Below are 19,021 nucleotides of genomic sequence, written 5' to 3' on the forward strand. Positions count from 1 at the left end.
CCCGCGGGCGCCGACCCGGCCGGCTGGCCGGGGGCGGCCGCGCCGCCGCTCGGCTGCCCGGCCCCCGGCTGGGCCGCAGCGGTGGAGGCCGCCGGCGCCTGAGCCGCCTTCGAGGAGCTGTCGTCGTTGCAGGCCACCGCCCCGAACGCCAGCGCCACCGTGCCGGCCGCGATGGCCATCGCCTTGGTCACCTTCATGACTGCTCTCCCGCGGGTGTGTGGTTCAGGTAAGTACGACCGTCATCACGCACCCAGCCGGAACTCAGTTCTACGGCGGTTGTCCCAGCTGGGTAACAGCAACCGGCACCGCCCGGACACGGACCGGCCCCCGCCGCCACGAGGGAGACGGGGGCCGGCCGGACGGCTACCGGATCAGGCGCCGGGCAGGTTGCGGGACATCACGATCCGCTGGACCTGGTTGGTGCCCTCGTAGATCTGGGTGATCTTGGCGTCGCGCATCATCCGCTCCACCGGGTAGTCACGGGTGTAGCCGTAGCCGCCGAGCAGCTGGACGGCGTCGGTGGTGACCTCCATCGCGACGTCCGAGGCGAAGCACTTGGCGGCCGCACCGAAGAAGGTCAGGTCGGCGTCGACCCGCTGCGACTTGGCGGCGGCGGCGTAGGTGAGCTGGCGGGCCGCCTCCAGCTTCATCGCCATGTCGGCGAGCATGAACTGGATGCCCTGGAACTCGGCGATCGCCTTGCCGAACTGCTTGCGCTCCTTGACGTAGCCGGCGGCGTAGTCGAGCGCGCCCTGGGCGATGCCGAGGGCCTGGGCGGCGATGGTGATCCGGGTGTGGTCCAGGGTCTTCATCGCGGTGGCGAAGCCGGTGCCCTCGGCGCCGATCATGCGGTCGGCCGGGATCCGGACGTTGTCCAGGTAGACCTCGCGGGTCGGCGAGCCCTTGATGCCGAGCTTCTTCTCCGGCGCGCCGAAGCTGACGCCCTCGTCGCCCTTCTCCACCACGAAGGCCGAGATGCCCTTGGAGCGCTTCTCGGGGTCGGTCACCGCCATCACGGTGTAGAACTCCGAGACGCCGGCGTTGGTGATCCACCGCTTGACGCCGTTGAGCACCCAGAAGTCGCCGTCGCGCACCGCGCGGGTCTTCATGCCCGCCGCGTCGGAACCGGCGTCCGGCTCGGAGAGGCAGTAGGAGAACATGCCCTCGCCGCGGGCCAGCGCGCCGAGGTACTTCTGCTTCAGCTCCTCCGAGCCGGAGAGCTGGACCGGCAGCGAGCCGAGCTTGTTGACCGCGGGGATCAGCGACGAGGAGGCGCAGACCCGGGCGACCTCCTCGATCACCAGGACGGTGGCGAGCGCGTCGGCGCCGGCGCCGCCGTACTCCTCGGGGACGTGCACGGCGTGCAGGTCGTTGGCCTCCAGGGCGTCCCGGGCCTCCTGCGGGAAGCGACCCTGCTCGTCCACCTCGGCGGCGAACGGAGCGATCTTCGCCTCGGCGAGCGCGCGCACCGTCTCGCGGAGCATCTCGTGCTCCTCCGAGAGCCGGAAGAGGTCGAAGTCGGCATTGCCAGCCATGGTCTGCTGCCCCTCTGCGAAACGACTGTTAATTACTGTTAAGTAGATGCACATTCTAGGCCCGTGGGCCTGGAAGACCAGACGTGACGTCGATGACATGCCGCGGGGCGGATACCATCGGTGGCTGCACGTCAGACCCTTGACGGGCCCGTTCGCCCTGTTGCTGTTCTGCTCGCACTGTTCTTCTGTTCTCACTGTTCCTGTTCTGCCTGCCGGTCACACCCCGGCGGCCCGCGAAGGGGAAGCCCGTGGCCCTGCGCATCTCGGTGATCGGTACCGGCTATCTCGGCGCGACCCACGCCGCGTGCCTCGCGGAGCTCGGCTTCGAGGTGCTCGGGCTGGACATCGACCCGGAGAAGCTGGCCGCGCTGGCCGCCGGCCGGGTCCCGATGTACGAGCCCGGCCTCTCCGAACTGCTGCTCAAGCACGTCGCCGGGCACCCCGGCTCGACCGGCCGGCTGCGCTTCACCGCCTCCCCCGCGGAGGTCGCCGACTTCGCCGACGTGCACTTCATCTGCGTGAACACGCCGCAGAAGAAGGGCGAGTTCGCCGCCGACATGTCCTACGTCGACCTGGCCGTCGACCAGCTCGCCCCGCACCTGACCCGCCCGGCCCTGGTGGTCGGCAAGTCCACCGTCCCGGTGGGCAGCGCGGCCCGGCTGGCCGAGCGGCTGGTCGCGCTGGCCCCGGCCGGCGCCGGCGTCGAGCTGGCCTGGAACCCCGAGTTCCTGCGCGAGGGCTTCGCGGTGGGCGACACCCTGCACCCGGACCGGATCGTGGTCGGGGTGCGCCCGGGCGGGCGGGCCGAGGAGCTGCTCCGCGAGGTCTACGCGACCCCGCTGGCCGACGGCGTGCCGCTGGTGGTCACCGACTACGCCACCGCCGAGCTGGTCAAGGCCGCCGCCAACTCGTTCCTCGCCACCAAGATCTCCTTCATCAACGCGATGGCCGAGGTCTGCGAGAGCGCCGGGGCGGACGTCACCCAGCTGGCCGAGGCGCTCTCCTACGACGAGCGGATCGGCCGGCGCTTCCTGAACGCCGGGCTCGGCTTCGGCGGCGGCTGCCTGCCCAAGGACATCCGCGCCTTCATGGCCCGGGCCGGTGAGCTGGGCGCCGACCAGGCGCTGACCTTCCTGCGCGAGGTCGACTCGATCAACATGCGGCGCCGCTCGCGGATGGTGGAGCTGGCCCGCGAGCAGTGCGGCGGCGGCTTCCTGGACCGCCGGGTGGCGGTGCTCGGCGCCTCCTTCAAGCCCGACTCGGACGACATCCGCGACTCGCCGGCGCTCAACGTGGCCGCGCAGATCCAGCTGCAGGGCGCCCAGGTCACGGTGTACGACCCGAAGGCGATGGACAACGCCCGCAAGATGTTCCCCTCGCTCTCCTACGCCGCCAGCGCTTTGGAGGCGGCCACCGGAGCGCACGTGGTGCTGCACCTGACCGAGTGGCTGGAGTTCCGCGAGCTGGACCCGGCCGCCGTCGGCGCGGTGGTGGCCGAGCGCCGGCTGCTGGACGGGCGCAACGTGCTGGACGCGGACCGCTGGCGCGCGGCCGGCTGGACCTACCGGGCGATGGGCCGGCCCAGCTGACGCCGGCGGGCCCGGCCGACCTCGACCGGCCCGCCCTGCGCGTCCGCGGAATGCCCGGCCGCGCGAGCCGGTTGGACCCGGCATGGCCGAGATCGATGACTTCCGCAGCCGGGCCACCGCCCGGGAGATCCTGACCGGCACCGGGGACACCTGGGCCGTGGTGGGTCTGTCCAACAACACCCGCCGGGCCGCCTACGACGTGGCCCAGGTGCTGCAGCGCTTCGGCAAGCGGGTGGTGCCGGTGCACCCGAAGGCCGAGACGGTGCTCGGGCAGCCGGGCTACGCCTCGCTCGCCGACATCCCGTTCGACGTCGACGTGGTCGACGTCTTCGTCAACAGCTCGCTGGCCGGCGAGGTGGCCGACCAGGCCGTGGCCAAGGGGGCCGCGGCGGTCTGGTTCCAGCTCGGGGTGATCGACGTGGCGGCCTACGAGCGGACCACGGCCGCCGGGCTGCGGATGGTGATGGACCGCTGCCCGGCGATCGAGATCCCGCTGCTCTGAGGGGCGGCCGCCCGGCCGGTCGGCCACCCCTGCCGGGTCAGCCGTCCAGCTGGGCCAGGGTGGCGATCGAGGGCCGGCGGGTGCGCTGCAGCCCGCGGGCCACGTCCTCGGCGCCGCGCAGCACCCGGGTCACGTTGCCCCAGGTGAGCTTCGCCAGGTCGGCCTCCGACCAGCGGCGGCGGAGCAGCTCGGCGATCAGGTTGGGGTAGCAGGAGACGTCGCCCAGGCCCTCGGGGCCGAACGCGATGCCGTCGAAGTCGCCGCCCACGCCGAGGTGGTCGATGCCGGCCACCTCGCGCATGTGGTCCAGGTGGTCGGCCACGGTGGCCACGGTGGCCAGCGGGCGCGGGTGGGCGGCCTCGAACTCCGCCAGCACCGCCATCGCCTCGGGGGTGTGCGACAGCCGGTGGAAGCCCTTGGCCTCCAGCGCCGCGCCGGCGCCCCGCATCCACTCGTCCGCCTCGGCCAGGACGAACTGCGGCACGAAGGTGGCCATCGCGATGCCGCCGTTGGCGGGCAGCTGGGCGAGCACGTCGTCGGGGATGTTGCGGACGTGGTCGTGCACGGCGCGCGCGGAGGAGTGCGAGAAGATCACCGGCGCCTCGGTGACCCGCAGCGCGTGCCGCATGGTGTCCGGCGAGGTGTGCGAGAGGTCGACCAGCATGCCGAGCCGGTTCATCTCCCGGACCACCTCCTCACCGAACCTGGTGAGGCCGCCGGCGACCGGCTCGTCGGTGGCGGAGTCGGCCCACGGCACGTTGTCGTTGTGGGTCAGCGTCAGGTAGCGCACGCCCAGGCGGTACAGCGCGCGCAGGGTGGCCAGCGAGCAGTTGATGCTGTGCCCGCCCTCGGCGCCCATCAGCGAGGCGACCTTGCCGGCGGCCCGGGCCGCCTCCATGTCGTCGGCGGTCAGCGCCTGCTGCAGGTGCTGCGGGAAGCGGTCCACCAGCGCGCGGACGAAGTCGATCTGCTCCAGGGTGGCGCTGACCGCGTCGTCCCCGGTCAGCGACGTGCTGACGTACACCGACCAGAACTGCGCGCCGACCCCGCCGGCGCGCAGCCGGTCGAGGTCGGTGTGCAGGCGGCCGCGCTGGTCGGCGGCCAGGTCGATGGCGTCCAGGTCGTAGCCGGCCTGGTTGCGCATCGCCCACGGCAGGTCGTTGTGGCCGTCCACCACGGGGGCGGCCGTCAACAGGGCTCGGGCGAGATCCAGCTGGTCAAGGGTCATGGACCCATCCTGGCGCAGACCGACCGTCTCAGCGGCCGAACCCCACGGAAGCGGAACCCGCCACCTTCGCCCGCAACTTGCGGCCCTTCTCGGTGGCCTGGGCGTTCAGGTCGGCCTGGAACTCGACCATCTTCTCGGTCAGCTCCTGGTCGAAGGCGGCGACCATGCGCACCGCGAGCAGGCCCGCGTTGCGCGCGCCGGCCACCGAGACGGTGGCCACCGGCACGCCGGCCGGCATCTGCACGATGGAGAGCAGGCTGTCCATGCCGTCCAGGTAGCGCAGCGGCACCGGGACGCCGATCACCGGCAGCGGGGTCACCGAGGCCAGCATGCCCGGCAGGTGGGCGGCACCGCCGGCGCCGGCGATGATCGCCTTCAGGCCGCGGTGGTGGGCCTGCTCGCCGTAGGCGATCATCTCGCGCGGCATCCGGTGCGCGGACAGCACGTTCACCTCGTAGGGCACCTCGAACTCGTCGAGCGCCTGGGCGGCGGCCTCCATCACGGACCAGTCGGAGTCGGAACCCATGGCGATGCCGACGAGCGGGGCGGTGCTGGTCATTCGGTAATGGTCCCTCTCAGGTAGGCGGCCGCGTGGCGGGCGCGCTCGCGCACGTCATCGAGGTCGTCCCCGAAGACGGTGACGTGGCCGACCTTGCGGCCGGGCTTCACGTCCTTGCCGTACATGTGGATCCGCAGGCCCGGGTCGCGGGCCATGCAGTGCAGGAAGGCGTGGTACATGTCCGGGTAGTCGCCGCCGAGCACGTTGACCATCACGGTCCACCTGGCGCGCGGCCGCGGGTCGCCCAGCGGTAGGTCGAGCACCGCCCGCAGGTGGTTCTCGAACTGCGAGGTGACCGCGCCGTCGATCGACCAGTGGCCGGAGTTGTGCGGGCGCATCGCCAGCTCGTTGACCAGGATCCGGCCGTCCCTAGTCTGGAACAGCTCGACCGCCAGGTGCCCGGTGATGTCCAGGTCGCCGGCGATCCGCAGGGCCAGCTGCTGCGCCTCGGCGGCGAGCTCGGGGGCCAGGTCGGGGGCCGGCGCGGTGACCTCGGCGCAGACCCCGTTCTCCTGCAGGCTCTCCACCACCGGGTAGGCGACCGCCTGGCCGCTGGGCGAGCGGACCACGTTGGCGGCCAGCTCGCGGACGAAGTCGACCTTCTCCTCGGCGAGCACCGGGACGCCGGCCAGGAAGGGCGCGTGCGCCTGCTCCTCGTCGTCGACCACCCAGACGCCCTTGCCGTCGTAGCCGCCGCGCACCGTCTTGAGGACCACGGGGTAGCCCGTGCCCTCCGCGGCGAAGGCGGTCACGTCGGCCGGGTCGGCGACCAGCCGGTGCCGCGGGCAGGGGACGCCGATCGAGTCCAGCTTGGCCCGCATCACGCCCTTGTCCTGGGCGTTCACCAGCGCCTCGGGGCCGGGCCGCACCGCGATGCCGGCGGCCTGCAGGGCACGCAGGTGCTCGGTGGGGACGTGCTCGTGGTCGAAGGTGACCACGTCGCAGTCGGCGGCGAAGCGGCGCAGGGTCTCCAGGTCCCGGTAGTCGCCGAGCACGGTGTCGGCGACCACCAGCGAGGCGGAGTCCTGCGGGGTGTCGGCCAGCAGCTTGAAGCGGATGCCGAGCGGGATCGCGGCCTGATGCGCCATGCGGGCCAGCTGCCCGCCGCCGATCATGCCTACCGTGGGAAATTTTGCGCTGCCCGGGAGAGTCACGCAGCCAGGATATCCGGGCAGCTCCGGCGGGGTGCACGCCCGGCTCCGGCAGCACCCGCGCGGCCCGGCGGCCCGGAGCGGCAAGGCACGCGCGCGGGAGGGGCGTTCGCGAGCCGGTAGCCTGGATGGCCGGACCCCGAACGGGGCACTGTTCCGATCATGTGCTCCGGTCCGCAGGCCGGGCCCGGCCTGCGGTGACCCGGCGCTCAGGAGACCACCCGGATGACCAAGCACAAGGCGCAGCGCGCCTCCCTGACCGACCGGATGCGCGGCGTCTCGGGCGAGGTGCTCAAGTTCGCCGTCGTCGGCGTCGTCGGCATCGTGGTGAACTTCGGGGTCTCGAACGCCGTGCTGCACGCCACGCACTGGGCGCCGGTGCGCTGCTCGGTGATCGGCACCGTGGTGGCGATCCTGGCCAACTACATCGGCTACCGCTACTGGGTCTACCGGGACAGCGACGCGGCCTCGCGCCGCCGCGAGATCACCCTCTTCCTGGTGTTCAGCGCGATCGGCCTGCTGATCGAGAACGGCACGGTCTGGGTGGTCACCTACCCCCTGGGGATGAAGGGCACCCTCGCGTACAACGCGTCCAAGGTCGCCGGCACCGGCGTGGCCACCCTGTTCCGCTTCTTCTCCTACCGGACCTGGGTCTTCAAGGCGATGCCGGAGCTGCCGGCGGTCGCACCGGTCGGCGGGCCCGCGGTGGTCGCCCAGGCCGAGCGGATCCTGGCCTCGGACGTGCAGTACACCAACTAGGACCGGGCTTCGACTCCCGCCGGCGGCACGCTCAGGGCGCCGCCGGGCGGTTGAGGAAGAGCGCGAAGACCGGGGGCCGGAGCGAGAGCAGCTCCAGCCGGCCGCCGTCCGCCTCGGCCAGGTCGCGGGCCACCGCCAGGCCGATCCCGGTGGAGTTGCGGCCGCTGACCGCCCGTTCGAACACCCGGTTGCCCAGCTCGGGCGGCACGCCCGGCCCCTCGTCCTGCACCTCGGCGACCACCGAGCTGCCGGACGGCCGCACCCGCAGGGTGACCGTGCCGGCGCCGTGCATCAGCGAGTTCTCGATCAGCGTGGCGAGCACCTGGGAGACCGTGCCCGGGGTGCCGAGCGCGACCACCCCGGTCAGGCCCTCGATCACCAGCGACCGCCCGGCCCCGCGCATCGGCGCCGCCCACTCCTCGCGCTGCTGGCGCACCACCTCGTCCAGCTCGAAGCCGGCCGCGCTGGTCGGGCCGTGGGTGTCGCGCTGGTTGGTGAGCAGCCGCTGCACCACGTCGGTCAGCCGCTCCACCTGCTGCAGCGCGATGGTGGCCTCCTCGCGCACGGTCTCCGGCTGGTGGGCCAGCGCGGTGATCTCCTCCAGCCGCATGGAGAGCGCGGTCAGCGGGGTGCGCAGCTGGTGCGAGGCGTCGGCGGCCAGTCGGCGCTCGGCGGTGAGCATCCGGCCGATCCGCTCCGCGCTGGCGTCCAGCACCTCGGCCACCCGGTCCAGTTCGGGCACCCCGTAGCGGCGGTCGCGCGGGCGCGGGTCGCCGGAGCCGAGCCGCTCGGCGGTCTCCACCAGGTCGGTGAGCGGGCGGGCCAGCCGCCGGGCCTGCCAGACCGCCAGCGCCACCGCGGCCTGCACCGCCAGCAGCGCGGCCAGGCCGAGCAGCAGCAGCATGTCGCCGATCTCGCGGTTGACGTCGGTGCGGGACTGCTCGACGGTCACCGTCTCGCCGCTCGGGCCGGTCTCGGTGGCGCTGAGCAGCGGGCCCTTGGGCCGGTCGCCGATGGTGATCTGCGGCTGGCCGGGGATGACGATCTCGGCGTAGTCCCCCTCGATCGCCTGGGTGCCGATCCGGTCCTGGTTGACCGGCTCGCCGGCGGCCAGCCGGTTCTCCACCAGGCCGAGCAGCCGGACCGCCGCGGCGTCCACCCGGTCCTGGGCGGTGCTGACGATGCTCTGCTTCTCGACCAGCGCGAGCGGCACGCAGAACACCACCACGACCACCAGGACCACGCCCAGCAGCGAGTTGATCATCCTGCGCTTCACGCGGTGGGGACCTTCTAGTTCTTCTCGAAGCGGAAGCCGACGCCGCGCACGGTGGAGATGTAGCGCGGGTTGGTCGCGTCGTCGCCGAGCTTCTTGCGCAGCCAGGAGATGTGCATGTCCAGGGTCTTGGTCGAGGTCCACCAGGTGGTGTCCCAGACCTGGCGCATGATGTCCTCGCGGGTGACCACCCGGCCCGCGTCCCGGACCAGCACCCGGAGCAGCTCGAACTCCTTGGCGGAGAGGGTGAGTTCCTCCTCGCCGACCCAGGCGCGGTGGGACTCGATGTCGATCCGCACGCCGTGCGCGCCGGTGGAGAGCGAGTCGACGTTGCCGCGGCGCAGCAGGGCCCGGACCCGGGCCAGCAGTTCGGCCAGCCGGAACGGCTTGGTCACGTAGTCGTCGGCACCGGCGTCCAGGCCGACCACGGTGTCCACCTCGTCGGCGCGGGCGGTGAGCACCAGAACCGGGCAGCTCTTGCCGTCGGCGCGCAGCCGGCGGCACACCTCCAGGCCGTCCATCTGCGGCAGGCCGAGGTCGAGGACGACCAGGTCGACCTCCTCCTCCAACCCGGCCTCCAGGGCGGCGGGGCCGTCTTCCCGGACGAGCACCTCGTACCCCTCGCGGCGCAGGGCACGGGCCAGCGGTTCCGAGATTGCCGGGTCGTCCTCGGCGAGCAGCACACAGGTCATGGTGCGAATCGTAGTCCGCCGGACGCCTGATGATCAGGCCCGCGCGGAAGCGCGGGGACGGGTCGAGCGCCGGGCGGGCTGTGAACTAGTTCACAGCGGGTAACCGGCGTGGCGGAGCGGGTCACGGGCAAGAGTGCGGCCGGGCACCCGGTGCCGCCGCAGATCCTCCAGTTGGACCTTGTCTTCGAAGGGGTTAATGCTGGTTTACCATCGATTCACACAACCGAGCCCAACAGCGTTGCGTGATCCCGTTATTGAATAGTGGCTTTTGTCCGTCCAAATCGCGGAATAGCGGCACGTACAGTGGTCGACGTCCCCGTGTCGTGCACCGCGGATCCCCCCCTGCCCGAGCAGCGAGCAGGACCCCGCGGCGCTCGGACCCGCCCGCCTCCCCACACCTGCGGCGAGCGAGTCCCAGGCAGTAGGCAAGGAACAGCAACTGATGGCGTCACCCACCACCACGGACGCCGGCCTCCAGCCGGTCACCCCCTCCGCCGGCAAGACCTTCTTCGGGCACCCCCGAGGTCTCGCCACGCTCTTCATGACGGAGACCTGGGAGCGTTTCAGCTTCTACGGCATGCGCGCCCTGCTGGTGCTCTACCTGGTCGCCCCGGCGGCCAAGGGCGGCCTGGCCTTCAACACGGCCACCGGCCTGGCCATCTACAGCGTCTACAACGCCATGGTCTACCTGCTCGCGCTGCCCGGCGGCTGGATCAGCGACCGCCTCTGGGGCGCCCGCAAGACCGTCGCCATCGGTGGCGGCATCATCATGGTCGGCCACTTCCTGCTGGCCGTGCCGAGCAAGGCCGCGTTCTTCGCCGGCCTCGGCTGCATCGCGATCGGCTCCGGTCTGCTGAAGGCCAACATCTCGACGATGGTCGGCCAGCTCTACCCGGACCGCAACGACCCGCGCCGTGACGGTGGCTTCACCATCTTCTACATGGGCATCAACCTCGGTGCCTTCCTGGCGCCGCTGGTGATCGGCACCGTCGGCCAGAAGGTCAACTGGCACCTCGGCTTCGCGCTGGCCGGCATCGGCATGGCGATCGGCCTGACCCAGTACCTGCTCGGCTCGCGCCACCTCAGCCAGGAGAGCGACGTCGTCCGTTCCCCGCTGGACGCCGGCGAGCGCAACTCGCTGCTGCGCAAGGTCGCGCTCTGGCTGGGCGTCGCCGTGGTCTGCTACGCCGGCATCGGCCTGGCGGGCATCTTCACCATCAACTGGGTGCTGACCCCGCTGTCGCTGGCCGGCATCGCGCTGCCGATCCTGGTCTTCGCCCGGATCAAGCGCGACCCCTCGCTGACCAAGGACGAGAGCAACAAGGTCTCCGGCTACGTCTGGTTCTTCATCGCGGCCGCCGCGTTCTGGATGATCTACGACCAGTCCGGCTCCACGCTGACCGTCTTCGCCCAGAACAACACCGCCGGCACGCTGTTCGGCATCGGCTTCCCGTCCAGCTGGTTCCAGTCGCTGAACCCGCTGTACATCATGGCGCTGGCCCCGGGTGTCGCCTGGCTCTGGGTCCGACTGGCCCGGATCGGCAAGAACCCGACCACCACCAGCAAGTTCGTCTACGGCCTCATCGGCATCGGCCTCTCGTTCGCCGTGATGATGCTGGCGATGCTGGCCGCCTCCGGTGGCGTCAAGGTCTCCCCGCTCTGGCTGGCCCTGGTCTACCTGGTCCAGACCGTCGCCGAGCTGAGCCTGTCGCCGGTCGGCCTGTCCGTCACCACCAAGCTGGCGCCGCAGAAGTACGCCAGCCAGATGATGGGCATCTGGTTCCTCGCCGTCACCGCCGGTGACTGCGTGGCGAGCCTGCTCCAGCAGTTCCTGGGCGACTCGTTCCTCAGCACCCCGTCCTTCGCCATCCAGGGCGTCGCCGTCGCACTGGCCGGCTTCGCGATCTGGATGGGCCGCAAGCGGATCAACGAGCTGCTGGGCGACGTCCACTGACGGCCGCCTGCTGCTGAACGGCGAAGGGCCGGTACCCCCGCGGGGGTACCGGCCCTTCGCCGTTGACGGGCGGCCTGGTGATGGTCAGCGGGTGACGCTCGGCCCGGTGACGGTCGGCCCGGTGACCGGCTACAGCTCGCGCACGCCCGCGCGCCAGACCGCCGCCGTCAGCGGGACGCCCGGGCGGTAGGCCAGGTGGACCGGCGAGGGGGCGTCCAGCAGCAGCAGGTCGGCGCGCACCCCCGGCGCGATCCGGCCCACGTCGGTACGGCGCAGTGCGCGCGCCCCGCCGGCGGTGGCGGCGTGCACCGCCTCCTCCGGGGTCATGCCCATCTCGCGCACCGCGACCGCGATGCAGAAGGCCATCGAACTGGTGAAGCTGGAGCCCGGGTTGCAGTCGGTGGAGAGCGCGACCGTGGCACCGGCGTCCAGCAGCCGGCGGGCGTCCGGGTAGGGCGCCCTGGTGGAGAACTCGGCGCCGGGCAGCAGGGTGGCCACCGTGCCGGAGCCGGCCAGCGCCGCCACGTCGGCGTCGGTCAGGTGGGTGCAGTGGTCGGCCGAGGCGGCGCCGAGCTCGACCGCGAGCTGCACGCCGGGGCCGTGGCCGAGCTGGTTGGCGTGCACCCGCGGGGTCAGGCCGCGCTCCACCCCGGCGGTCAGCACGGCCCGCGCCTGGTCGCCGTCGAAGGCGCCCCGCTCGCAGAAGACGTCCACCCAGCGGGCGTGCGGGGCGCAGGCGTCCAGCATCTCGCCGGTGACCAGGTCGACGTAGCCGGCCGGGTCGTCCGCGTACTCGGGGGCCACCACGTGCGCGCCCAGGTAGGTGGTCTCCGGGGTGTGGGCGGCGGCGATCCGCAGCGCCCGGGCCTCGTCGGCCACCGTGAGGCCGTAGCCGGACTTGCACTCCACGGTGGTGGTGCCCTGGCGCAGCGCCTCCTGGATGAACCGGGTCAGGTTGGCCTCCAGCTCCGCGTCGCTCGCCGCCCGGGTCGCGGCCACCGTGGTGCGGATGCCGCCCGCGGTGTACGGCCGACCGGACATCCGGGCGTTGAACTCGGCGGTGCGGTCGCCGGCGAAGACCAGGTGGGCGTGCGAGTCCACGAAACCGGGCAGCAGCGCCCGGCCCTGCGCATCGTGCACCTGGTCGGCGGCGGGGGCGTCGACGGCCCGGCCGGTCCAGGTGACCACCGAGCCGTCGATCACCACGGCGGCCTGCTCGACGAGGCCGAGCAGGCCGGAGTGGGACGGGTCGTTGGTGACCAGGGCGCCGATGTTGGTGATCAGGGTGCTGGTCATGAGCCCTTCAGGGGATCGGGTGGGGAGGGTCAGGAGAAGAGCGCGGCGATCGCCCCGCGCAGCGCCGCCGGGACGTCGGGCACGCCCTGGTGCACCCCGTCCACGACGACCTGCCGGCCGCCGACCACCAGGTGCCGCACGTCGGCGCCCGAGGCGGCGAAGACCGCGGTCTCGGCGCCCAGGTGCGGGGCCGGGCCGGCGGTGCGCACCGAGTCCAGCGCCAGCACGGTGAAGTCGGCCAGCGCCCCGGCCTCGAGCCGGCCGGCCTCCGGCCAGCCGAGCGAGGCGTGCCCGTCCTCGGTGCCGGCCCGCAGCAGCGCGCCGGCGGTCCAGTGGCCCCGGGTGCGGGTGCGCAGGCGCTCGTTCAGCTCCAGCGCGCGGGCCTCCTCGAACGGGTCGATCACCGCGTGGCTGTCGCTGCCCAGGGTGATCGGGCAGCCGCCGCTGGCCAGTTGACGGGCCGGGCCGATGCCGTCGGCCAGGTCGCGCTCGGTGGTGGGGCACATGCAGATGACCGTGGAGGAGTCGGTGAGGAGCTTGATGTCCTCCTCGGTCAGGTGGGTGGCATGCACCGCGCTGGTGCGCGGGCCGAGCACCCCGTGGTCGGCGAGCAGCCGGGTGGGGGTGACGCCGTGCGCGGTGAGGCAGGCGTCGTTCTCCGCGGTCTGCTCGGAGAGGTGGACGTGCAGCGGGGCCTTGCGCATCTTGGCCCAGTGCGCCACGGTGCCCAGCTGCTCGGCCGGCACCGCGCGCACCGAGTGGATCGCGGCACCGATCCGGGCGTGCTCGCGCGGCTTCAGCTCGCCCGCCCGCTCGGCCCAGGCCTCGGCGTCGCCGTCGCCGAACCGCAGCTGGGGCTTGGTCAGCTCGGCGCCGAAGCCGGAGGAGAGGTAGCAGGTGTCCAGCAGGGTGATCCGGATGCCGGCCCGGGCGGCGGCCTCGATCAGCGCCTCGCCCATCGCGTTGGCGTCCTGGTAGCGGACCCCGCCGGGGGCGTGGTGCAGGTAGTGGAACTCGCCGACGGCGGTGATCCCGGCCAGCGCCATCTCGGCGTAGACCGCGGTGGCGAGCGCCAGGTAGCTGTCCGGGTCGAGCGCGCCGGCGAACCGGTACATGGTGTCGCGCCAGGTCCAGAAGGTGCCGGAGCCGACCTGCACGGTGCCGCGCAGCGCCCGGTGGAAGGCGTGCGAGTGGGCGTTGGCCTGGCCCGGCACGGCGAGGCCGGTCAGCCGCACCGCGCCGGGCGGGCAGGGCCCGGCCTCCGGGGTGACCCGGGCGATCCGCCCGTCGGCGGCCACCTCGATCAGCACGTCCGACTCCACCACCGGACCGTTGACGTGCGGCACCCAGGCGTGCTGGGCCCAGTAGGTCTGCGTCACTGACATGCCAGGTCCTCCAGGACGTCCGCGAGTGCCGCCACCCCCGCGAGGCAGTCGTCCTCCTCGGCGTGTTCGGCCGGGGAGTGCGAGACGCCGCTCGGGTTCCGTACGAACAGCATGGCGGTCGGCACCGCCGAAGCCAGGATTCCGGCGTCGTGTCCCGCGCCGGTGGGCAGCACCGGCGCCCCGTCCAGGGTGCGGACCAGCCGGTCGCGCAGCGGGGCGTCGAAGTCCACCACCGGGGTGTAGGACTCGCGGGTCAGCTCGACCTTCACCCCGTCGCGCTCGCCGCGCTCGACGGCGGCCCGGTGGACCTGCTCGACCAGCTCGGCCAGCGTCGCCTCGTCGGCGGCCCGGGAGTCCAGCCAGCCGCGCACCAGGGAGGCGATCGCGTTGGTGCCGTTGGGCTCCACCGCGATCTTGCCGAAGGTGGCCAGCGCGCCGGCCAGCTTGGCCTTCTTGCGGGCCGAGAGCACCGTGTTGGCGTAGGTGATCATCGGATCGCGGCGGTCCTCGATCCGGGTGGTGCCGGCGTGGTTGGCCTCGCCGTGGAAGTCGAAGCGCCAGCGGCCGTGCGGCCAGATCGACCCGGCCACCCCGACCGGCTGGTCCTCGGCCAGGTAGCGGCCCTGCTCCACGTGCAGCTCGACGAAGGCGCCGATCCGGGAGAGCCGGCGCGGGTCGGCGCCGATCGCGGTCGGGTCCTGGCCGGCCCGCTCCATCGCGTCCGGCAGCCGGGTGCCGTCCGCGTCGCGCAGGTCGTACGCCTGCTCGCGGGTGAGCAGCCCCGCGCTGAGCCGGGAGCCCACGCAGGCCACCCCGAACCGGGCGCCCTCCTCGTCACCGAAGTTGACGATCGCCAGCGGCCGTTCGAACCGCGCTCCCCGCCCGCGCAGTTCGTCCAGCGCCGCGAAGGCGGAGACCACGCCGAGCGGGCCGTCGAAGGCCCCGCCGTCCGGCACCGAGTCCAGGTGCGAGCCGGTGACGATCGCGCCCTCGGCCTCCCGGTCCCCCAGCCAGGCCCACTGGTTGCCGTTGCGGTCCAGTTCGAGCTCGAGGCCCCGGGCCCGGGCCTGGTCGGCGAACCAGGCCCGGCACTCGGCGTCGGCGGCGTTCCAGGCGTGCCGCCGGTAGCCCCCCGAGGCGGCGGAGCGGCCCACCGGGAGCAGCTCCGCCCACATCTGCTGGAAGGTCACAGCTCACCCATGGGGCTGTGCTGGTTCATAGGGACGTGGACCCCGCGCTCGGCGGCGACCTCGGAGGCGCGGTCGTAACCGGCGTCCACGTGCCGGATCACGCCCATGCCCGGGTCGTTGGTGAGCACCCGGCGGATCTTCTCGCCGGCCAGCGCGGTGCCGTCGGCCACGGTGACCTGGCCGGCGTGGATCGAGCGGCCGATGCCGACGCCGCCGCCGTGGTGGATCGACACCCAGGAGGCGCCGGAGGCCACGTTGACCATGGCGTTGAGCAGCGGCCAGTCGGCGATCGCGTCGGAGCCGTCCAGCATCGCCTCGGTCTCCCGGTAGGGGGAGGCCACCGAGCCGCAGTCCAGGTGGTCGCGGCCGATCACGATCGGGGCGGACAGCTCGCCGCTGGCGACCATGTCGTTGAAGCGCTCGCCGGCCTTGTCGCGCTCGCCGTAGCCGAGCCAGCAGATCCGCGCCGGCAGGCCCTGGAAGTGCACCTTCTCCTGGGCCATCTTGATCCAGCGGTGCAGCGACTCGTTCTCCGGGAAGAGGTCGAGCACGGCCTTGTCGGTCTTGTGGATGTCCTGCGGGTCGCCGGAGAGCGCGGCCCAGCGGAACGGGCCCTTGCCCTCGCAGAACAGCGGGCGGATGTAGGCCGGGACGAAGCCCGGGAAGGCGAAGGCCCGGTCGTAGCCGGCCAGCTGGGCCTCGCCGCGGATCGAGTTGCCGTAGTCGAAGACCTCGGAGCCGCGGTCCATGAAGCCGACCATCGCCTCGACGTGCTTGGCCATCGACTCGCGCGAGCGCTGGGTGAACTCGGCCGGCTTGGCGGCGGCGTAGTCCGCCATGTCCTCGAAGGAGACGCCGATCGGCAGGTAGCTCAGCGGGTCGTGGGCGCTGGTCTGGTCGGTGACGATGTCGATCGGCGCGTCCATCGCCAGCAGCTGCGGGAAGACCTCGGCGGCGTTGCCGAGCAGGCCGATGGAGAGCGGCTGCTTCTTGTCCCGGGCGGCGGTGGCCAGCTCCAGGGCGTGGTCCAGGCTGGTCGCCTCGACGTCCAGGTAGCGGTGCTCGATCCGGCGGGCGATCCGGGACGGGTCGCAGTCGACGCAGATCGCCACGCCGCCGTTCATGGTGACGGCCAGCGGCTGGGCGCCGCCCATCCCGCCGAGGCCGGCGGTGAGGGTGATGGTGCCCTCGAGAGTGCCGTTGTAGCGCTTGTTGGCGACCGCGGCGAAGGTCTCGTAGGTGCCCTGCAGGATGCCCTGGGTGCCGATGTAGATCCAGGAGCCGGCGGTCATCTGGCCGTACATGGTGAGCCCCAGGCTCTCCAGCCGGCGGAACTCCTCCCAGTTGGCCCAGTCGCCCACCAGGTTGGAGTTGGCGATCAGCACCCGCGGCGCCCACTCGTGCGTCTGCATCACGCCGACCGGGCGGCCGGACTGGACCAGCATGGTCTCGTCCTGCTTCAGGGTCTGCAGCGTGCGGACCATCGCGTCGTACGACCGCCAGTCGCGCGCCGCCTTGCCGGTGCCGCCGTAGACCACCAGCTTGGACGGGTGCTCGGCCACCTCGGGGTCGAGGTTGTTCATCAGCATCCGCAGGGCGGCCTCCTGCTGCCACCCCTGGGCGCTGAGCTTCGTACCACGCGCCGCGCGAACCTCGCGCGGACCGCTCGTCTGCTGCTCCGCCATGCTGCCGGCCTCCTTGCGGATGGATTCATTCAGGATTGGTCAGTCTGAATATATCCAAACAGAGCAGTCCCGACCAGACCTGGGAAGCATCCGATCACTCTCCGGACCGCCCGGGGGCCGGCGCTAGCCTGAAATCGGCGAACATCAGCCGCTCGGCCCACCATCGGAGGACTCGATGACTGCGGCGATCCCCGTCCGGCCCGGCCGGCTCCGCGAGGCGGCTGAGGCGATCGAGCGGACCACCGGTCTGCGCGTACAGATCATCGGCGGGACCCTGGTCATGTCTCCCCCGCGGCGAGGAAAGCACGCCGGAACGGTCCGCCTGCTGCGCGACCAACTCGCGCGCGAACTGCCCGCCGGCCTCGGCGCGTACGAGGTCTCCTCGATCGCCATGCCGGATGACGACGAGGACTATGCGACCCCTGACCTCGTGGTCTTTCCCACGGCCTGGGACCAGGACGACGAATGGCTGGCCGACGCACGCGACGCGGTACTCGCCGTCGAGGTGATCTCCAAGTCCGAGCGGGCCAGGGACATCACCAACAAGACCGAGTGGTACGCCACGGCCGGCGCACCGCTCCTGCTCGCCGTCGACCCGCGCAACGGCACGTGGACCCTGTACAGCCACCCCCGCGACGGCGCCTACCAGGGCGTCCTGCACGGCATCTACGGCGATCGCGTCCCGTTGCCGGCGCCCCTGCCCGGCGAACTGCACACCACGGACCTCCCCCGCTACGGGAGCTGACCCGCCCTCAGGCCGCCTCGTCGCCGCCCCAGTCGATGCCGATCTCGGCGAGCCACTGGCGGTCGCGCTCGGCGGTCTCGGGCGGGTCGGCGGGGAGCATCGGGAGGGTGGGCGGGCGCGGGATCTCCTGGATCGGGCCCAGGCCGTAGCGCTCGGCGGCGGAGCCCGGCGGCGGCGCCGGGTCGACCAGGCCGATGTGCACGGCGCTCTCGTCGCCGACCTCCAACACGGTCAGACCGGGCCCGGGCGGGCCCAGGGCCACCCGGCGGCCGCAGGTCGGGCAGGCCCACTCCTCGGCTCCGGAGGAGAGGCGGCCGACCGGTCTCATTTCGTGGATCACGCGCATGGCGGCACCCCCGTTACGTCACACCACGAGGATTCCCGGTCCGGGCCCCGCTGACTCCTGACCGCCGGGCGAATCAAGGGGATTCCGACGACTATTCGAGGAACAGTCCGCGGGCCGCCGCCGACTGCTCGATCGACTCCAACCTGGCCTCGGCGCCCGGGAGTTCGTCGCACATGGTCTGCAGCAGCACCCGGCCGAGCACCATCGGCGCGCAGGCGGTGTCGAAGACCAGGCCGGTGCCCACCTCGGCCGGCAGCAGCAGGTCGGAGCGGGCGGCCACCGGGGCGAAGGCGCTGTCGGCCACGGTGAGCACGGTCAGCCCGCAGTCCCGGGCCACGCCGAGCGCGTCCATCAGCTCGCGCGGGTAGCGCGGCAGCGCGAAGCAGAGCAGCGCGCTGGCCCCGGCCGCCGCGGCCTGCTCGATCCGGTCGGCGAGCATCGAGCCGCCCTCGTCCAGCAGCCGGATGTCCGGGTGCACCTTGGCCGCGAAGTAGGCGAAGCCGCGGGCCTGCGCCGAGGCGGCGCGCAGGCCGAGCACCGGCAGCGGGCGGGAGGCGGCCAGCAGCCGGGCCGCGTTGACGATCGGCTCCGGATCGGCGAGCAGGTCGGCCAGCCGCTGCAGGTGGGCGATCTCGGCCAGCACCGCCTGCTGGTGCTCGTTGCGCACCACCTCGGCCGGCGACTCCGGCGGCGCCGCCGGCTCGCCCACGCCCAGCTCGCGCAGCCGCCGGCGCAGCGCCGGGTAGCCGTCGTAGCCGAGCGCCACCGCGAACCGGGTGACCGAGGGCTGGCTCACCCCGGCCAGCTCGGCCACCTCGACGCTGGACAGGAACGGCGCCTCGGCGGCGTGCCGGACCAGGGCGTGCGCGATCCGGCGCTGGGTGGGGGTCAGCCGGTGGCCGTCGAAGAGCTCCAGCAGGCGGGTGGACGGCGCGGGGGACGGTTCGGCGTTGCTGGTCATGAAGCGTCCCTTTCGACTGGCTTCGACGTACTGTGCAGCAGCGGCCGTCGGCGGGGCAACGGCGTCTCGTCGGCCGGGACGTCCCGAGCCGCGGCCGGCGCTCCCACCGGCACGTTCACCCACCTCAGGGTCGCCCCTGATTTACCCCTGAGAGGTCCCGCCACGGCTGGA

At 72.6% G+C, this 19,021-nt stretch carries 18 protein-coding genes; 5 read left to right on the top strand and 13 right to left on the bottom strand.

The genetic code is table 11. The annotated features are described in order from the left end of the window. Together ACQRUO_RS24620 and ACQRUO_RS24625 are read right to left on the bottom strand one after the other, a co-directional pair. On the bottom strand, positions 1-197 hold a 197-nt coding region (locus tag ACQRUO_RS24620), incomplete at its 3' end, for a hypothetical protein (protein WP_428318226.1). Between the two features lie 174 nt (positions 198-371). Further along, complete coding sequence (locus ACQRUO_RS24625; protein ID WP_428318227.1) at positions 372-1,535, bottom strand: acyl-CoA dehydrogenase family protein; 1,164 nt, start codon at positions 1,533-1,535, stop codon at positions 372-374. 248 nt (positions 1,536-1,783) lie between these two features. Between ACQRUO_RS24625 and ACQRUO_RS24630 the strand changes: the two genes are divergently transcribed. Next, a complete protein-coding gene (locus ACQRUO_RS24630) occupies positions 1,784-3,124 on the top strand; it encodes a UDP-glucose dehydrogenase family protein (RefSeq protein ID WP_428318228.1) in 1,341 nt (446 codons plus the stop codon). A gap of 82 nt (positions 3,125-3,206) precedes the next feature. Next, on the top strand, positions 3,207-3,626 hold the full coding sequence (locus ACQRUO_RS24635) for a CoA-binding protein (RefSeq protein ID WP_428318229.1): 420 nt from the start codon (positions 3,207-3,209) through the stop codon (positions 3,624-3,626). Positions 3,627-3,663: 37 nt separating this feature from the next. On the opposite strand, the gene ACQRUO_RS24640 is transcribed toward ACQRUO_RS24635, so the two are convergent. Genes ACQRUO_RS24640 through ACQRUO_RS24650 form a run of 3 tightly spaced genes read right to left on the bottom strand, consistent with a single transcriptional unit; the run spans position 3,664 to position 6,528 of the window. Then, the gene (locus ACQRUO_RS24640; RefSeq protein ID WP_428318230.1) at positions 3,664-4,854 is read right to left on the bottom strand and encodes a dipeptidase; all 1,191 of its coding nucleotides are present in this window, start codon (positions 4,852-4,854) and stop codon (positions 3,664-3,666) included. A 28-nt stretch (positions 4,855-4,882) separates the two neighbouring features. Continuing rightward, positions 4,883-5,413, bottom strand: coding sequence for a 5-(carboxyamino)imidazole ribonucleotide mutase (purE, locus tag ACQRUO_RS24645; protein WP_428318231.1), 531 nt, complete (start codon positions 5,411-5,413; stop codon positions 4,883-4,885). After that, positions 5,410-6,528: a 5-(carboxyamino)imidazole ribonucleotide synthase gene (locus tag ACQRUO_RS24650; protein WP_428318232.1), complete on the bottom strand. Its 1,119-nt coding sequence runs from the start codon at positions 6,526-6,528 to the stop codon at positions 5,410-5,412. Before ACQRUO_RS24650 ends, purE begins: the two co-directional genes overlap by 4 nt. Before the next feature lie 261 nt (positions 6,529-6,789). Between ACQRUO_RS24650 and ACQRUO_RS24655 the strand changes: the two genes are divergently transcribed. Next, positions 6,790-7,323: a GtrA family protein gene (locus tag ACQRUO_RS24655; RefSeq protein ID WP_428318233.1), complete on the top strand. Its 534-nt coding sequence runs from the start codon at positions 6,790-6,792 to the stop codon at positions 7,321-7,323. Between the two features lie 31 nt (positions 7,324-7,354). Here ACQRUO_RS24655 and ACQRUO_RS24660 read toward each other — a convergent pair whose 3' ends face one another. Together ACQRUO_RS24660 and ACQRUO_RS24665 are read right to left on the bottom strand one after the other, a co-directional pair. Then, on the bottom strand, positions 7,355-8,599 hold the full coding sequence (locus ACQRUO_RS24660) for an ATP-binding protein (protein WP_428318234.1): 1,245 nt from the start codon (positions 8,597-8,599) through the stop codon (positions 7,355-7,357). Between the two features lie 14 nt (positions 8,600-8,613). Next, complete coding sequence (locus ACQRUO_RS24665) at positions 8,614-9,288, bottom strand: response regulator transcription factor (protein WP_428318235.1); 675 nt, start codon at positions 9,286-9,288, stop codon at positions 8,614-8,616. Positions 9,289-9,730: 442 nt separating this feature from the next. Here ACQRUO_RS24665 and ACQRUO_RS24670 point away from each other — a divergent pair, with 442 nt between their 5' ends. Next, positions 9,731-11,242: a peptide MFS transporter gene (locus ACQRUO_RS24670; protein ID WP_428318236.1), complete on the top strand. Its 1,512-nt coding sequence runs from the start codon at positions 9,731-9,733 to the stop codon at positions 11,240-11,242. A gap of 129 nt (positions 11,243-11,371) precedes the next feature. On the opposite strand, the gene hutI is transcribed toward ACQRUO_RS24670, so the two are convergent. Genes hutI through hutU form a run of 4 tightly spaced genes read right to left on the bottom strand, consistent with a single transcriptional unit; the run spans position 11,372 to position 16,798 of the window. After that, complete coding sequence (gene hutI / locus ACQRUO_RS24675; protein WP_428318237.1) at positions 11,372-12,538, bottom strand: imidazolonepropionase; 1,167 nt, start codon at positions 12,536-12,538, stop codon at positions 11,372-11,374. A 29-nt stretch (positions 12,539-12,567) separates the two neighbouring features. Beyond that, positions 12,568-13,923 (bottom strand): formimidoylglutamate deiminase, encoded by a 1,356-nt coding sequence (locus ACQRUO_RS24680; protein WP_428318238.1) that lies wholly within the window; start codon positions 13,921-13,923, stop codon positions 12,568-12,570. After that, positions 13,914-15,098 carry an allantoate amidohydrolase gene (locus ACQRUO_RS24685; protein ID WP_428318253.1) on the bottom strand — a complete coding sequence of 395 codons (1,185 nt, stop codon included), beginning with the start codon at positions 15,096-15,098 and terminating at the stop codon, positions 13,914-13,916. The genes ACQRUO_RS24680 and ACQRUO_RS24685 overlap by 10 nt, the downstream gene beginning before the upstream one ends. An 11-nt stretch (positions 15,099-15,109) precedes the next feature. Further along, on the bottom strand, positions 15,110-16,798 hold the full coding sequence (hutU, locus tag ACQRUO_RS24690) for a urocanate hydratase (RefSeq protein WP_428318239.1): 1,689 nt from the start codon (positions 16,796-16,798) through the stop codon (positions 15,110-15,112). Between the two features lie 175 nt (positions 16,799-16,973). On the opposite strand from hutU, the gene ACQRUO_RS24695 reads away from it, so the two are divergent. Then, positions 16,974-17,543 (top strand): Uma2 family endonuclease, encoded by a 570-nt coding sequence (locus ACQRUO_RS24695; RefSeq protein ID WP_428318240.1) that lies wholly within the window; start codon positions 16,974-16,976, stop codon positions 17,541-17,543. 7 nt (positions 17,544-17,550) lie between these two features. Here the strand turns inward: ACQRUO_RS24695 and ACQRUO_RS24700 are convergent, their stop codons facing one another. After that, complete coding sequence (locus tag ACQRUO_RS24700; RefSeq protein WP_428318241.1) at positions 17,551-17,871, bottom strand: hypothetical protein; 321 nt, start codon at positions 17,869-17,871, stop codon at positions 17,551-17,553. A 109-nt stretch (positions 17,872-17,980) separates the two neighbouring features. After that, a complete protein-coding gene (locus tag ACQRUO_RS24705) occupies positions 17,981-18,850 on the bottom strand; it encodes a MurR/RpiR family transcriptional regulator (protein WP_428318242.1) in 870 nt (289 codons plus the stop codon). Between the last annotated feature and the right edge of the window lie 171 nt (positions 18,851-19,021).

Origin of the sequence: Kitasatospora sp. LaBMicrA B282 (genome assembly GCF_050325825.1) — a bacterium.
Classification (GTDB): domain Bacteria; phylum Actinomycetota; class Actinomycetes; order Streptomycetales; family Streptomycetaceae; genus Kitasatospora.